The sequence below is a fragment of the Anaeromassilibacillus sp. Marseille-P3371 genome (genome assembly GCF_900169665.1).
Lineage (GTDB): Bacteria > Bacillota > Clostridia > Oscillospirales > Acutalibacteraceae > Anaeromassilibacillus.
Genome location: NZ_LT835157.1, coordinates 622,143 through 639,491, shown reverse-complemented (window position 1 = coordinate 639,491; position 17,349 = coordinate 622,143). Strand labels below are relative to the sequence as shown.

Here is a 17,349-nt window from a genome sequence, read left to right as displayed (position 1 = left end):
CCCGCCGTTCTTTTGTCCCTCCGCGATACAATGCAGGGCCAAGGTGGTTTTACCGGAACTCTCCGGCCCGTAAATCTCGACAATACGGCCGCGCGGCAACCCACCGATGCCAAGCGCCAGATCCAAAGAAAGCGAACCCGTGGGAATCGCTTCTACATGCATGGCCTCATTCTGGCCAAGACGCATCACCGCGCCCTTGCCAAACTGCTTTTCAATCTGCGCAAGCGCTGTCTCCAGCGCCGCCTTTTTATCCATGGTTTTTCCCGCAGCTGCGCCGCGACTTTTATCGATGGCCATTTGATTCCCTCCGGTCTTTTGATTGGAAAAACGCCGGAAAACGTTCCGGCGTCTTAAAATGACAGCTTTTATGACATAAAATTGACGAACACAAAACGGACGATTGTTTCACAAATCCGATGAAAAACGGACTTTGTTTTTCATCAAGGATTCCATCGTTCTTCTATGAAGCGGATATCGTCGATTCCCGCTTCGTGTGTGAGGTTATTATATCGTATTTTTCAAAGAAAAGCAATGGATTCCGAACAATTTCGAACAAAGATTTGCCCGGGTTTCTATCTCAAGCGTTCTATGCAAAAGGAGAGTCCCCCTAGTCTATATCCATATAAAGTTTCAATGCCCAACAGACCGTTTGGATTCATCCTCTCTGTTGTTTTCTACGCATCATGATTCGGTATCGGTTTGACGACATCTTCTAGGATCATTGGCGTTCGTATAAAAGCCTATCAGCCAGCTTTTTCTTTTACGATGGAAACCTGTATATGTAACTCCTGCGGTCAAAACCACCATAGAAAGATCTTAAAATGTTACCGATAGCGAATATAAACTTGTTGTTCACAAGCAATCGGTTCTTTACCCCACGATTTCCCTTCGTTTTGCTCTTTGAGTGGCACCGATTCACCTGTTTTGTCCTGTCAAAACATATTCTCCCCATTTTTTGTATTCTTTTTTTGTTTGATACAGAATGGAAAAGTGCCATTTTTCCGACTGGGTCTCCCTGTTCCCTTTGACTCCAATATAAAGGATCCTGATAATTGTCGTAGGTCTTTCTTTTATTTTTTATAAGCCAATGGGGCTAACCATTACGATAGATAACTGGATTTGCCTATTAGGCAAGCAGGGCAGATCGTCTTGACATCCGTCGCAGGCCTTCCCTACATTTTTAGGTAAATGAAGAGAACCATTACGACAGTTAACCGAGTTTACCTATTAGGCAAACAAGGAAGGTTGTCTTGACATCCGTCGCAGGCCTTCCCTACATTTTATAGGCAAATGGAGTGAACCATTACGGTAGTTAGCCGGATTTGCCTATTAGGCAAACAAGGCAGGTTGTCTTGACAATCGTCGCAGGCCTTCCCTACATTTTATAGGTAAATGAAGGGAACCATTACGGCAGTTAGCCGGATTTGCCTATTAGGCAAGCAGGGCAGATCGTCTTGACATCCGTTGCAGGCTTTACCTACATTTTATAGGTAAATGAAGGGAACCATTACGACAGTTATCCGGGTTTACCTATTAGGCAAACAAGGCAGGTTGTCTTGACATCCGTTGCAGGCTTTACCTACATTTTATAGGCAAGTGGAGTGAACCATTACGGCAGTTAGCCGGATTTACCTATTAGGCAAGCAAGGCAGATCGTCTTGACATCCGTTGCAGGCTTTACCTACATTTTATAGGCAAAAGGAGTGAACCATTACGGTAGTTCGCCAAGTTTGCCTATTGGCAAGCAGGGCAGATCGTCTTGACATCCGTTGCAGGCTTTACCTACATTTTATAGGTAAATGAAGGGAACCATTACGACAGTTATCCGGGTTTACCTATTAGGCAAACAAGGCAGGTTGTCTTGACATCCGTCGCAGGCCTTACCTACATTTTTAGGTAAATGAAGGGAACCATTACGGCAGTTAGCCGGATTTGCCTATTAGGCAAACAAGGCATGTTTTCCTCCTCTTCGCCTTTATAGATTTTAGCTGTCCATATCGGTAGCCAAAGCCACCGGCTAAGGAAGCATAAGCCCCCTAATAAAGGCCTATTCCTGCATACATCTCAAGACGTATAAACTTTATTCTGCTTATATCACTTGCCCCACACCCCGTAAACGGGCAATCGCCTTTCTAACGGCAGCCTTCTTTCATCAAAACATTGTTGTTATCCGCTCACTTTGCCCGATACGAAAGCTTTTTACAGAGTGCCTCCACCAGCTTTTCCGGGGAACCTAACCAAAAAAGAGAGGATTCCCAAATCTACGAATCTTTCAATCCATAGGAAAGGGGCATCCTCTTTCTGCCTGAAAAATATCTAGGTTTGAAAAAGCGAGAGTATTCAGAGGGTATTCTCAAGTCCCTTCATGACTGTTGGGACCCTCTCCCTTTTGTTGACCGTTTAGCCGGACGATGAGACACCGTTTTCAACCGTTCCTATGACGACCCGGTCCAATCCATTAAAATCCTTATACACTTCCAGTTCCCGAACCCCTGCATCATGAAACAACTTCATCACGGCCTGCGCCTGTCCTTCTCCAATTTCCACCGCTACAATTCCTCCGGGACGTACTTGGGGAATCCACCGCCGGGCAATCGCTCGGTAAAACAGTAAGCCGTCCTCCCCCCCGTCCAAAGCTGTATACGGCTCTTGCTGCACTTCTCTTTGCAGTCCGGCAATTTCAGATGCCGCTACGTATGGGGGATTTGACACTACCAGGTCGAGTCTCGAAACGGGCAACGCTGCCTCCGGAGACAGAACATCCAGCCGGACAGGGCATACCGCCTTATTTTCCAGAAGGCGGACGTTCTCTTCGAGATAGTGAAAAGCCTCTTCGTAAAACTCTGCACAGAAAAGTTTCAGCCTTGGTAACAGGGACGACAATCCCAACGCCACCGCGCCGCTGCCGCCGCAAAGATCGGCCCCCTGCAAATCCGCTCGGGCGAGGCCAGCCGATTTTATGTGTTCTGCAACGGTATACACCAATAATTCTGTTTCTTCGCGCGGTACTAACACGCCATCCCCCACACGGAGGGTAAAGTCCATGAATGGCCATTCTCCGAGGATATATTGAAGCGGGCGGCCTTTGGCACGCTTCTCGCAGAGCATCCAATAAGCGTCTGCCTTAGAATCGGCGGCTGTCTCCGTCCCATGGATAATCAACTGCTGGCGATCCAGTCCGAAGACCTTCTGAAAAAGGCAAGCAGCATCAAAGGCAGGGGTTTCAATCCCTGCCTTTTCCAAAAGCACTTTTCCTTTTTGATAAACTTGCCGCAGCGTCATGCTGTTTTCTCCTTCGGCTGTTTGGCTTGAAATGGGCATTGCAGATCGGTACCATCCTCCGGAATCACCGCTTTCATTGCCTCAATCGCCACTTCGATCATGCTGTCGTCCGGTTCCTTCACTGTCAGGCGCTGCATCCAAAGGCCAGGGGCCGAAATGATGCGTGTTGCAAGGTTGTCATAACGGCCGCAAATACGGATCAGCTCATAACCAATGCCCACCACCAACGGGATACACAACAATTTGACCAGTGTACGCAAAATCGGATTGGTAAACGGAATGAAGAAGCCGATAATCACGCCCAACAACAGCATAATAATCATGAAGCTGGTGCCACAGCGCGGATGGAAGCGTCCGTGCCGACGCACATTTTCCACCGTAAGTTCCTCTTCGTTTTCATAACAGAAGATCGTCTTATGTTCTGCACCGTGATACTGAAACACACGCTTGATCTCCGGCATATGCGCAACAACTGCAATATACGCAACAAAAATTCCGATGCGCATGGCGCCTTCCACAATAGAGCGCCAGCCTTCGATTCCTTCGCCAAAGAGGTACTGCTCACACACATTAAACAACCACGTCGGCAAAAAGAAAAACAGCACAATTGCCAGCAACAGCCCCAAAACTGTCCCTACCGCCATGATCGCATTCATCAGCTTATCGCCAAAAACGCGCTCCATCCACTGGTCAAACTTTGAGGGTTCCCCCTCTTCTTCCGCCATACCGGACTTTTCCGCTGAAATATTCAGCGCTTTAAATCCGGTGGAAAGCGAATCGATAAACGCTGCAATCCCCCGGAAAATCGGGACGCGGAAAATCTTATACTTTTTTGCCAAACCGCCCGTCTCCAAGGTTTCGGAGGAAATCGTGCCGTCCGGCATGCGCACAGAAATTTCTGTACGCTTTGGTCCGCGCATCATAATGCCCTCGATCAAAGCTTGCCCGCCGATGGAGGTGATGCGTTTTGTTGTTTCTCTAGCCATTCTATTCGGGTATCCTTTCTTTGTCTTGCGCGGGGTCCGGCGTTCTTTCGCGGAATGTAGGAATTCGAATAGTGACCACTGTTCCTACATTTTCGTGGCTCTCAATCTCCAGACTGCCGGAATGCAGCCGCATGATCTCGTCGGCGAGTGCCAAACCAATTCCAGAGCCACGGACGGTCTGGTTCGCCTTATAAAATTTTTTCTTCACGTTGGGCAGATGCTCCGGCGGAATTCCACACCCATTGTCGCTGATTGCGACGCGGATAAATCCGTTTTCCTCGGAGGCAACCACACTGATGGTTCCGCCCTCGTTTGTATATTTTAACGCATTGTCCAAGATATTGACAAATACCTGACGCAGCCGGTTGATGTCCCCCAGCACCGGGGAAAGCATCCTCGGTTCCTCGTACAGCAGGTATTTGTGTTCGGATTTTGCGCGCTCGCTGAACATATAGACCGCTTCGCCCAACTCGGCAAGGATATCGATTTTGTCCATTGTCAAGGTCATACGGCCGCTCTGCATGCGGGAAAAATCCAGCAGCTCCTCTACAATACCGGAAAGCCGCTCCGATTCCCGAATAATCACACTCATTCCTTTGTCAAACGTGGCGTCGTCCATTCCGCCACCCTGCATCGTCTCCGCCCATCCCTTGATAGCTGTCAAAGGTGTACGCAGCTCATGGGATACAGAGGAAATGAAATCATTTTTCATCTTTTCCGCCGCCCCCAGCTCTACCGCCATGTCGTTGATGGTATCACACAGTTGCCCAATTTCGTCGTCGTTTGACTTCTCGATGCGCGCTTTAAAATCGCCTTGAGCGATACGCCGCGCGGTTGCGCCGATCTCTTTGATCGGCGTGAGAATGGACTTCATAAAATAGTAGCTCGAAACCGAGATAAACAGCAAAATAATAGCGCCTGCTAAAATCAAGATGCACACCAGCATCCCGATCTGTTTGTCTGCCTCCTCCAAAGAGACAACATACCGCACGCCCCCCACAACACTGCCGGCATTGTTATGGATCACCCGTGTGACGGCCATCACCTTCTCCCCGCTGGTCAGATTCCCGGTCCATGTTCCATAGCCATTGGAATCTGCCAAAGCCTGCTGATAGTCCGGCATTGGCTGGCTCTCATCGGGGGCAAAGCCGATGGATGTCGTGATGATGTGGCCTTCTGCATTAAAGACCATCAATTCCATGCTCTCTTTATTGGGGAAATTCTCTACATAGTTACGTGCAACCGTGATAAAATCCTGCGAGGACCGCTGCCCGTAATCGGAAAAGACATTGGTAATCTCTCCCGCACGGCCGTTGATTGCCTGCTGGATTCCGTAATAAATATAATTCTGAATGGCAAACGAAAGGCTGAAAACCAGCGCAATGATTAAGATCAGTATAACACCAAGGCTATTCAAAAGCCAGCGTTTTGTAATGCCTTTTACCACCATGCGGGTTCCCCTCCTCTCTCAAGCAATCGCCTTGCCTTACGCTTCCCACTTATAGCCCAGGCCCCAAACCGTGACAATGTGCTTTGGGTTGCTGGGTTCATCCTCTACTTTCATACGAAGGCGACGGATGTTCACATCGACAATCTTTTCCTCCCCATAGTAGGCTTCCCCCCAAACATGTTTTAATATGGCGGAACGGTCCAGGGCTGTGCCAGGATTGGAAAAAAAGTATTCCATGATTTGAAATTCTACCTGTGTCAATTCGATCGGCGTGCCACGCTTCATCAATGTGCGGTTGCGCAAATTGAGTGCGAACTCGCCAGAGCGGATTTCCTCCTTAAAATTGTTTTCGTCGCGCATCTGTGCAAGCGCAACACGGCGATAAACGGCATCCACACGGGCGACCAACTCCGAAGGACTGAACGGCTTTGTCACATAGTCATCCGCCCCCATCATCAACCCACTGACTTTGTCCATCTCTTGGGTGCGCGCCGTCAACATAATGATACCAATGGAGCCGCTCTGCTTTCGCAGTTCCTTACAAACGGCAAGGCCATCGAATTTTCCGGGCATCATAATGTCGAGAATGGCTACATCAAAATCCTTGCCCTCCCGCTCATAAGTCTCCAGCGCCTCTTCCCCGTTTGAAGCCTCATATGCCTCATAACCGGCGCGCTTCAAATTGATTACAACGAATTCGCGGATGGCCTGTTCATCCTCCGCAACCAGTACTTTTTTCATAACAATACAACCTTTCCACCTGAACGTTCCAGCGGCTGTTCCGCTTTTCCCCATCGAAAAACAGGGGCTTCTCCCCCATGGGTTTTGTATCACTATCCTGGAATAAAGGCAGCGTGCAAAGACGACGTTTATTCCTGATGAATCAGTTCAAATCCGCTTTTTATATCATTGATAGTAAGGGACAGTGCGTTATCCGGTGTGGGAATCGACGCGGCAAACACCAGATTGTTGTTATCGACCAACTGATAATAGCCGTCTGTTCCCTCCTGTTTTTCCCATTTATCCTTGGTAAACACCTGTAGACGCAATAATGCCGCGCCCATCGCCCCTGACCCCGTCGTTTCATCTGCAACAACCCATTCATAAAACGTCAGAGTACGCGTGGCTGCATCCATCCGGGTGCTGACCTTTCCACGCCACATGTCCGGCACTAAAAAGGAATACCCGTCGGTATAATCCATCACCATGGAAACACTGCGCACCAACGTTCCCTCCCGCTCATCAAAACGGTGCCAGTTCGTAAGATAGCTTGTCTCATCGGGCGCATTGTCCGCTGTATAACCTGGCATAGGGGTTACGATTGGAATCTCGATGATCTTGCTGTCCCCGATGGACTGCGATACAGCGCGCGTTTTGCGCGTGGTGTAATTGGATGTCTGTGCGTTGCTGTCGTAAAACGGAGATTGCAGAGTAGAAGTCTCTTCATCCCAGTACAGCATTTCCGTCACCAGGGTATCTGCGCTTTTGCGGCCGTCGAGGACAACCCCTTTCAGTTCCCCGGTTTCGCTGATGATTCCAGCTGCTGTAGAAGCATAACTAGTCACCGTGGTATCCAAATTGGCAGAGCCGACAATTTCCGGCTGATTGTCTTTTACGCGCAAAAGCCGCGCAATGGCCGGCTGGTCGCCCACCGTAACGCTCGCGGTAAAAATCTCGTCGCACCGGTCATCATCGAAGTCCATCACAACCATTTCGGTATAGGATTGTTCCAACTTGAGTTCATGGATCTCCCCCCGATCAAAATAATACACACAGATGGTTGTAGAGTTGTTGATGTTGCTTCCCCAGCCGATCACAGCCTCATCGTGGCCATCGCCGTTTACATCGCCGAAACAAATCTTATCCACCGTACTGGCTGGATTATTAAAGTCACCAATCGCTTTCCAGCTGTCCTCCTGCTTATGGATAAACATGACATTGATGCCAGCGCTATCGCCCTTTTTCTGGTAAAAAGCAATAGCATCCTCTTGCCCCGCGCTTACCAGGCTATGCATAACAATGGCCGAACGGTATTCCCCCCGACTGGGATATTTGAGGGTCAGGCTTCCGCCCGCCGATTTTTCCAATTCATCGTGGATTTGTGCACGCTCCCCTGTGGGACGCGGCGGACGCATTAAGGACTGCGCGTCCAAGGCCGATAGAGAGCACCCTGAAAACAGCGTCGAAATAACCAGAGCTACGGCAACCGCCGTGCACCAAATGCGCAATCTATGAGACAATCCGCAGCCCTCCTTTTCCAAGCAACCCCATGATCGATAAAGGGATGATTCTGTATCCATATTCCCTATTATTTTGGAATACATCGTCTATTTTTTAACCTAATATAAGAAATAGTTCTAAAAAATCCACTGATATCTTTGCTATTATAGCATCTTCTGCGCAAATTGAACAGTATCAAATCTGTAATGGGAAATCTTCCACTCCCTCCCCTTCCAACAGAAGCGGTTCCTTTTTATCCCCTCCTTATTGAGCAGCTTTTATAAGCAAACCTGTGAATCTATTTCTGTATCTATATTCCTGCGTTTTCTCCCCCAAAAATAGGCCCTTCACCGCCCAGATTTTAACTAAGAAGAAACAAGAACAGCCGGACACATTATAAACATGTGTCTGGTTGCCTACATGATTCACCTGTACTATTCAATTGAATGCCCTGAAATTAGGGGACCCATACATAAGAGAAATCCTTTTAAAAATACAGAAAAATCTGAAAGCTTGCGAAATATTTTTTATTTCCTTATATCTATGAAAACATTTATCCACAGGTCCCACCACCTACATGAACTGAATCATGTGATAACATATCTTTTATACTTTACACATGGGGTTACAATAAAACTTCCTGTTAACTGACACACAGTGTCCTTCACATCTGCCACGGTTTCTGCGCAAGCTTCCCCACTACCAGCTGTCAGATATTTGGTCGGGTTCGGATATGGATACTTCCATACCTTTCGAAGCGTATCCGATATTTGGCCAATGGTCACTATGCAGGGTTTGCTACGTTCCGCCCAAACAGTGTCGTGTAAACGTCTTACTCTGATCCGATGGGCGCACAGCGTCTTTCACACCTATGGCGTTTTCTATACTGGCTCTCTTCCAACAGCGGTTGTTTAATCGAAAGGCCGATGTCTATGGAAGTTCCCTGCTATTAACTGCCAATCCTTGATTGGATACGAGTTACTTTCACTCTTTGTACAACACGATTCCGGTATTTATCGATTATTGCCGGATTTCTTCGATGGAAACAAACTTTATACAAACCCCAAGCATTTCCCCTTATCCTTCAACTGTTACTGTATAATATCGTCACCATACAATACATCCAATGCCTATAAAAAGTTTGACCCAACAGGAGGTTTTCGCATTTTCGTTTGCGAACTCTCCTGCTGGGTCATATGGGTGGAATATCTCTGCTTTAGCTTTCCTATGTATTTGCTCCTATGAGCGAATCATCAACATGTGATTAATATACATTTACATGTAGAAAAGCTATCCGTCAGAGACATTCCGTATTCTTTTTTCTTCCCGAATGCTTATGCCACCGTCACTGTATAGTGTTTCACCGCATTCTGGCTAGGCAGTGTCGTGTAGACAACCGTACTCTAGCCTGATGGACGCCCAGCGTCTTTCGCACCTTAGGCATTTCCTACGCAGGTTCTCTTCCAGCAGCGGTTCCTTGATCGAATGGCTTATGCCCTTCACAAGTTGTTCGAGATTCAACCAACGGTCACCGTGCAGTGTTTGACTGCATTCTGGCCCGGCAATGTCGTGTAAACGCCCGTGCTCTGGTCCGGTGTGCCAGTTGCATACACTCTGTAGTAATAATCGTTTCCAACCTTCGCCACAAACTGCGTCTTGAGAACGCTACCGTTGCCTACGGTAAAGCTCGGCGTCTGGTTGTTTCCGTTTACCACGGTCATCTTGAAGCAATAGGCCTGCCCGTGTTTCAGAGTAAAGTTCACCGTCGTATCACTGCGGACATAGGCCTGCTGTGCAGATACACCTTGTGCAGCTGCGACGATGGTGGACGGCACAGCAACGGCAGTACCGTTTCCAGAGATATTGCCGGACGAACTGGAATTGCCGGAGTTGCTTGAATGGTGTCCACTGGAGGAATTGTGTACTTTATTGAGCTTCTCCTTTGCATCCTTGCAGGTAGAAAGGGCAGAATCCACCTCTTCCTGCGTTGCCTCCGGATTAGCAAGGACCTGTTGTGCGATGTTTAAGGCAGCGCGCAGAGCAGCAAAGCTTTCAGCTGTATAACCATCTCCGGAAATAGCGCTGAGCTCTTTCACCAGGCTTTCCAAAGCGGTTTTGTCCGGAATCTTACGAAGATTTGCCATTGCTAAATTGAGCGCGTCTGCTGCATCTGCGATCTCTTGCTGGGTTGGTTCAGGCTTTTGAAGAATTTGTTGTGCAAAACGAAGAGCAGCTATAAATTCGGCTTGGCCAACTTCCAGGTAATCGGTCTTCAATACAGCTTCGATCTCCAGAGCACGCGCTACTACTGCCTCCAAAGTGCTGGTGTCGGCCTTGTATTCTAGGCTGGTCAAAGCATTGTAGAGTGCTTCATAAGCTTCGTCGACCTCGACCTTGAGGGGCTCTTCTTTTTCGACGATTGTTGTGGCTTGCGCAACTTTTTCTTGAAGGGTTGCCCAACTGGAGGCGGTATAATTTGCTTCATCCAGTTTATCAACAACAGCCAATAAGCTTTCCAATGCAGTGGTATCGCCAGCAGTAAAGCTTAGGAACGGAATAATCTTTAAGAGCTGCTCTATAGCGGCATCAATCTCATCCTGCGTTGCTTGTTTGTTATCACGGACAACCTTAGCGCTTGCCAATGCTTCATCGAACAACTTGCGGATGGAGGGGATCACCGTATTATATTCGTCTCCTCCGACAAGAGCCTGAGCTTCTTCAATAGCAGTAACGAGAGCTTGCTTTGTAACGACCTCAAAGTGGAAGACCAGATTCATATCCTGGTTATCCATGGTGCCCTCATAGGTATAGCTGTATGTATTGGTGTCTTCGTCAAAGATAACGGGCTGGTCATTCACCGTAATACTGCGGAATTCACGTCCTTTTGCGGTGGGAACGAATGTAAAGGTAATTGGATCTCCGCCCATCACCTGCGTCTGATAGCTTCCCACCTTGTTGGCAATTTCAATATCCATGCCTTCGCCGACCATCTGCGCTGTAAGGTCGAACTGAACCGTCAGAGTATGCTCTTCCGGCATTGGCGGTTCTACCGAGAATTGGTGGGCGCCGATGTCAGGGGCGCTTCGTGTAGGCAGCGGATTGCCGAAGAAGTCAATGCCGCCATTTGGATTCTGCCACTGGAATTCTTCGCCATCTACATGGAAATAGACCGCTTTATTCTCTGCGGTGGAACCGTCACCAGCTGTGTAGGACATAGTATCCAGTTTTTGACCCAACCAGCTTTGATCGATCTGCATTCCTGCGCCGATGGCAGCGGAGCCTTCTTGGATCTGATAAGCCTTCGCATTCTCATACCCGTCGCCAGCGTTGCCGGGATCGACAAACTTTGGATCGCCAAATACAGGATTCTTATCCTCCGGCATATCCTTCAGTGTACCCTCGAAGAGCGTGCCCGTGTACAGGTTGTGGTCGTATGTGACAATACCTTCCTTGCCCTTATCTCTCGGGTCACCGGCAAAGCCAAACTGCGCCACGTTTCCATTGATTGCGAAGATGTTANTGGAAACAAACTTTATACAAACCCCAAGCATTTCCCCTTATCCTTCAACTGTTACTGTATAATATCGTCACCATACAATACATCCAATGCCTATAAAAAGTTTGACCCAACAGGAGGTTTTCGCATTTTCGTTTGCGAACTCTCCTGCTGGGTCATATGGGTGGAATATCTCTGCTTTAGCTTTCCTATGTATTTGCTCCTATGAGCGAATCATCAACATGTGATTAATATACATTTACATGTAGAAAAGCTATCCGTCAGAGACATTCCATATTCTTTTTTCTTCCCGAATGCTTATGCCACCGTCACTGTATAGTGTTTCACCGCATTCTGGCTAGGCAGTGTCGTGTAGACAACCGTACTCTAGCCTGATGGACGCCCAGCGTCTTTCGCACCTTAGGCATTTCCTACGCAGGTTCTCTTCCAGCAGCGGTTCCTTGATCGAATGGCTTATGCCCTTCACAAGTTGTTCGAGATTCAACCAACGGTCACCGTGCAGTGTTTGACTGCATTCTGGCCCGGCAATGTCGTGTAAACGCCCGTGCTCTGGTCCGGTGTGCCAGTTGCATACACTCTGTAGTAATAATCGTTTCCAACCTTCGCCACAAACTGCGTCTTGAGAACGCTACCGTTGCCTACGGTAAAGCTCGGCGTCTGGTTGTTTCCGTTTACCACGGTCATCTTGAAGCAATAGGCCTGCCCGTGTTTCAGAGTAAAGTTCACCGTCGTATCACTGCGGACATAGGCCTGCTGTGCAGATACACCTTGTGCAGCTGCGACGATGGTGGACGGCACAGCAACGGCAGTACCGTTTCCAGAGATATTGCCGGACGAACTGGAATTGCCGGAGTTGCTTGAATGGTGTCCACTGGAGGAATTGTGTACTTTATTGAGCTTCTCCTTTGCATCCTTGCAGGTAGAAAGGGCAGAATCCACCTCTTCCTGCGTTGCCTCCGGATTAGCAAGGACCTGTTGTGCGATGTTTAAGGCAGCGCGCAGAGCAGCAAAGCTTTCAGCTGTATAACCATCTCCGGAAATAGCGCTGAGCTCTTTCACCAGGCTTTCCAAAGCGGTTTTGTCCGGAATCTTACGAAGATTTGCCATTGCTAAATTGAGCGCGTCTGCTGCATCTGCGATCTCTTGCTGGGTTGGTTCAGGCTTTTGAAGAATTTGTTGTGCAAAACGAAGAGCAGCTATAAATTCGGCTTGGCCAACTTCCAGGTAATCGGTCTTCAATACAGCTTCGATCTCCAGAGCACGCGCTACTACTGCCTCCAAAGTGCTGGTGTCGGCCTTGTATTCTAGGCTGGTCAAAGCATTGTAGAGTGCTTCATAAGCTTCGTCGACCTCGACCTTGAGGGGCTCTTCTTTTTCGACGATTGTTGTGGCTTGCGCAACTTTTTCTTGAAGGGTTGCCCAACTGGAGGCGGTATAATTTGCTTCATCCAGTTTATCAACAACAGCCAATAAGCTTTCCAATGCAGTGGTATCGCCAGCAGTAAAGCTTAGGAACGGAATAATCTTTAAGAGCTGCTCTATAGCGGCATCAATCTCATCCTGCGTTGCTTGTTTGTTATCACGGACAACCTTAGCGCTTGCCAATGCTTCATCGAACAACTTGCGGATGGAGGGGATCACCGTATTATATTCGTCTCCTCCGACAAGAGCCTGAGCTTCTTCAATAGCAGTAACGAGAGCTTGCTTTGTAACGACCTCAAAGTGGAAGACCAGATTCATATCCTGGTTATCCATGGTGCCCTCATAGGTATAGCTGTATGTATTGGTGTCTTCGTCAAAGATAACGGGCTGGTCATTCACCGTAATACTGCGGAATTCACGTCCTTTTGCGGTGGGAACGAATGTAAAGGTAATTGGATCTCCGCCCATCACCTGCGTCTGATAGCTTCCCACCTTGTTGGCAATTTCAATATCCATGCCTTCGCCGACCATCTGCGCTGTAAGGTCGAACTGAACCGTCAGAGTATGCTCTTCCGGCATTGGCGGTTCTACCGAGAATTGGTGGGCGCCGATGTCAGGGGCGCTTCGTGTAGGCAGCGGATTGCCGAAGAAGTCAATGCCGCCATTTGGATTCTGCCACTGGAATTCTTCGCCATCTACATGGAAATAGACCGCTTTATTCTCTGCGGTGGAACCGTCACCAGCTGTGTAGGACATAGTATCCAGTTTTTGACCCAACCAGCTTTGATCGATCTGCATTCCTGCGCCGATGGCAGCGGAGCCTTCTTGGATCTGATAAGCCTTCGCATTCTCATACCCGTCGCCAGCGTTGCCGGGATCGACAAACTTTGGATCGCCAAATACAGGATTCTTATCCTCCGGCATATCCTTCAGTGTACCCTCGAAGAGCGTGCCCGTGTACAGGTTGTGGTCGTATGTGACAATACCTTCCTTGCCCTTATCTCTCGGGTCACCGGCAAAGCCAAACTGCGCCACGTTTCCATTGATTGCGAAGATGTTATTGATAAAATTGGTCCCCTTCGGTTTTCCATCCCACGGTTCGCCACGCATGACGGAGAACACAGAGTGATCCTCACTCGTATAGATGGTGTTGTTGTAGATGTAGCTGTGGTCGACGCCACCGCCGCCGCCAATTTCAAAAATCGTGCGTTTGCCATACAGGGAACCGTCGTTTTCGCTGATGTTATAGCGCACAACCGTGCCGTCGTTATAGGCATATGCCGGTCCGCAGAGCATCAGGAATCCACCCTCGTTATCATGGCTATAGTTATACTGGAACAGGGTGTTTACACAGTAATAGTCGGAGTCAAATGCTTCACCGTCTGCCACCTCTGTTCCTCTCGGAACACCCGTATAGCAGACTTCATTGTACTGGAAGATCGAGTTGTCCGCATCGAACGGCCATACGGCGGCAGAAAGGTTGGACTTTGCATTGCCGCTCATATTGGGATAGGGGGTAGGGTTGTTGCTGGCATGGCTGACCAAGTTGTGTTCAACCAGCACTTCATAGGTGCCTCCCGGCACAATCCCATCGCCTGCAATGGTATCGAGGACGTTGTTGCGGATCACAACATTCTTATGGCGAAGCGGGACGCCATTCTGCTTATCCCAAGAGTTCCATCCCCACGGGCGGGTGCCAGTATAGCCACCGCCGGTGATGCCGTCACGGGTCACATCCTTAATCAAGCAGTTTTCAATGGTCAATCCATCGATATAGGTCTGTCCATTTGCGCCAAAGGAAATGGCTGCACCGTTGTTGCTCTTCGGGTTCCAGCCGTTGATGTCGTGGATGTATAATCCATCCAAAGTGACATCCTCCATGGTTCCCCCGTCGGAACGAATCGTAACCGCGCGGCGGCCCTTCTGCTCATTGGCTGTAGAGTCGTCATTGTAGATGCCGTAGTTTGTCAATTCCAGATCGCGGAACTCCCAGTGGCTGATGCCCGTGATCTCCAAAGCGTTTTTGTTGTTGGTCTCCATTTCAGAGAGAGGGGTTCCCGGCACATAGTTTGCGTGGATGACCGGATATAGATCATCCTCGCCATACTTGCCAACATGAATGGGGTTTCCCTCCTCGCCATTGCCCTGGGGCTTTAGGGTTTCTCCCTCCCAGGAACAACCGGCCTTGAACAAGATGGAATCGCCCGGTTCAAAAACGGTCTCATTCACCTTGGCGATGGTTTTCCATGCGCGTTCTGGCGATAGGCCGTCATTGTCGTCGTCACCGAATTCGGCGTCTACGTAGTAGGCATTTTCCTCCACCATCTCCGTAAACTGGAAGTCCAAGGTCGTTTCTTCTCCCTCCACAAAGGAGACACCCTCCTCTGTGACCGAGCGGAAGCCCGCTTTGGAAGCGGTTACAACAAAATCATCTCCAGCGGGTACATCGATTGCATAGGAACCTTCGCTATCCGTGGTGACGGAAGCGACTGTATCGGTGCTATCTTTGATCTGAATTGTAGCATTGGCAACCTTGTCGCCATCGGGACTGGTTATCGTGCCATTGACAGTGCCCGCCGGGATGGACAGGACAACGTCGTCGATTGCCAACGCACGGGCCTCTTCTTCACCGGCGCCTACCGATTTCAGGCCAAAGCCGATGCGGCATTTTCCATTCGTGATCGTGATATCCGGGATAACCACCCGGGTCCATTCGCTGGTTTCGTCCAGATCGATTTCAATGGCTTCCAGACCGTCATCCTCGTAGACATACATCTTGGCATATGCGCCGTTCTCTTTGTCTTCCGCGGTGGTAACGGAATAGACATAAGCGGAGAGGGTGTAGGTGCCGTTTGGCAGCAGCAACAACTGCTCCAGAGCCGCTTCATAAGGAACATACGAACTGCCCGGTCGAATGGCGGCAAAATAATTGTCGTATTTGCCGATGTTGACATCACCATACCGAATACTGGTGGCCTTCGCAATGGTGTTGTCATCGCTGCCCTCCATAAGGTTTGGCGTCCAGTAGGTCAGCGCACCGTTGGTATCCTCTTCCATACTTCCATTCAGAGCATAGTTCTCAACGGTAGTGAAATCATCCTTTTCCGCTTCCGTGTTGGCAGCGGAGGAAAGCCCATTTACAGCACGGCCGGAATCCAGTTCCGTCGTCTCTGCAGCAAAAGCGGTACCTCCGAGAAGACTGCTGGCAGATACCATAATTGCCAGAGTCAGGGAGAGCACTTTTGTGAATACACTTCCCTTTTTAAACTGCATAAAAATCCTCCCTTTCTTTTCATTCAGCAAGGTTTCTGTGGTTCTTCCCTCCTCCTTTCAAGAACAGAAACCGTCAGTCGATCAACTCTCTCGCTTGGTCATATATGATGATTTGGGCAGACGATTGTGCCTGCTCCAAACTCATATCAAAAGCCTGTTCGACGTAGATCTCCTCTAATGCATCTCTACATTCTGCAAAAGGAGTCCGTCCACCCTCCTGGCGCGTTTCGCAGTAAAAGAAAAGCCATTCTAGGTCGCCGTTTTGTATCAAATCCGTTGTATCCCCCGGCTGTAAGGTATAAACAGCGTCTTCCACATCTGGAAATGCACGGACATCTGGACTACTGAGGTCCTCCGCTGTAAACGTTCGTTCCTGTGTATATTCGTCAATTCCCGCTTGAACGGATGCATCGGCGAAGGTAGCCCCCGCCTCCAATGCCTGAAGGAGAATATTGCGCGCTTCTTCGCCCTGTTCTTGAGAAAAGTCCTCCTGCGGAAGAACTACACATTGTAAGGTTACGCTGCCAAATTCCTGGAAGAGATCCGGATTATCGTCATAAAAGGCCTGGAGTTCCTCCTCCGTCGGTTCCTGCCGCAACTGGGCTGCCAATTCCTCTTGATAGGATTCATTCAGATAATCGTAGTAGACCCGTTCTGTGTATTGGACAGGGCCGTAGATCACTTCTCCAGATGCCTCTTTTTGTTGTCGGTCCTCATTTTCTTTTTGCCAGCGATTGACAAAGGCGCGATAGGAGAAATCTTCGGAAGAACCGAGCTCTACAAGCTTTTGCTCGACTACCTTATAGGGAACCAATTCCTCCATGGCCAGCCCAATGGCATAGTCGACCGGTGATTCACCAGAAAAATCTTTTCGCCATTCTTCCTCTGTAATGGCATCAAGAGAATAGTTCTTTTTGAAATAACTGTTGGTCTGCTGGCGAACATCGTCTACAAACAGCTGTAATTCCCCTAAGGCGACCGGCTGTCCAGCAATTTCGCCGACGGTTTGATAAGGATCGGGTTCGTGGCTTGTATTGCATGCTACAAGGGGATGGATGCAAAGAAGCATAGCCATCAATCCCACAAAGATACGACTAAACGTTGTATTTTGCAAAGGGCGTTCCTCCTATCTGTAGTACGAGGCCGCTTGAAAAGCAAACGGTTTAAAATACATTTTATATGGATCTTCATAAAAGTAT

8 protein-coding genes and 1 pseudogene are annotated in these 17,349 nt (G+C 48.8%); all 9 read right to left on the bottom strand.

Annotation, left to right across the window (positions count from 1 at the left end; all coding sequences use genetic code 11):
- Nucleotides 1–297, bottom strand: a pseudogene (locus B9Y59_RS01890) (DNA recombination/repair protein RecA); the annotation flags it as partial.
- A gap of 2,103 nt (nt 298–2,400) precedes the next feature.
- Nucleotides 2,401–3,282: a peptide chain release factor N(5)-glutamine methyltransferase gene (gene prmC / locus B9Y59_RS01885; RefSeq protein WP_085531480.1), complete on the bottom strand. Its 882-nt coding sequence runs from the start codon at nt 3,280–3,282 to the stop codon at nt 2,401–2,403.
- The gene (locus tag B9Y59_RS01880; RefSeq protein WP_085531478.1) at nt 3,279–4,268 is read right to left on the bottom strand and encodes a DUF1385 domain-containing protein; all 990 of its coding nucleotides are present in this window, start codon (nt 4,266–4,268) and stop codon (nt 3,279–3,281) included. The genes prmC and B9Y59_RS01880 overlap by 4 nt, the downstream gene beginning before the upstream one ends.
- Nucleotide 4,269: 1 nt before the next feature.
- On the bottom strand, nt 4,270–5,718 hold the full coding sequence (locus tag B9Y59_RS01875) for a sensor histidine kinase (RefSeq protein WP_054325015.1): 1,449 nt from the start codon (nt 5,716–5,718) through the stop codon (nt 4,270–4,272).
- 36 nt (nt 5,719–5,754) lie between these two features.
- On the bottom strand, nt 5,755–6,459 hold the full coding sequence (locus B9Y59_RS01870; RefSeq protein WP_054325017.1) for a response regulator transcription factor: 705 nt from the start codon (nt 6,457–6,459) through the stop codon (nt 5,755–5,757).
- Between the two features lie 128 nt (nt 6,460–6,587).
- On the bottom strand, nt 6,588–7,958 hold the full coding sequence (locus B9Y59_RS01865; protein ID WP_054325016.1) for a hypothetical protein: 1,371 nt from the start codon (nt 7,956–7,958) through the stop codon (nt 6,588–6,590).
- Nucleotides 7,959–9,455: 1,497 nt separating this feature from the next.
- Nucleotides 9,456–10,715 carry an FIVAR domain-containing protein gene (locus B9Y59_RS16685; protein WP_442856171.1) on the bottom strand — a complete coding sequence of 420 codons (1,260 nt, stop codon included), beginning with the start codon at nt 10,713–10,715 and terminating at the stop codon, nt 9,456–9,458.
- A 1,220-nt stretch (nt 10,716–11,935) separates the two neighbouring features.
- The gene (locus tag B9Y59_RS01855) at nt 11,936–16,150 is read right to left on the bottom strand and encodes a carboxypeptidase regulatory-like domain-containing protein (protein WP_085531474.1); all 4,215 of its coding nucleotides are present in this window, start codon (nt 16,148–16,150) and stop codon (nt 11,936–11,938) included.
- 73 nt (nt 16,151–16,223) lie between these two features.
- Nucleotides 16,224–17,264 (bottom strand): peptidyl-prolyl cis-trans isomerase, encoded by a 1,041-nt coding sequence (locus tag B9Y59_RS01850; RefSeq protein WP_054324831.1) that lies wholly within the window; start codon nt 17,262–17,264, stop codon nt 16,224–16,226.
- Nucleotides 17,265–17,349: the final 85 nt, after the last annotated feature.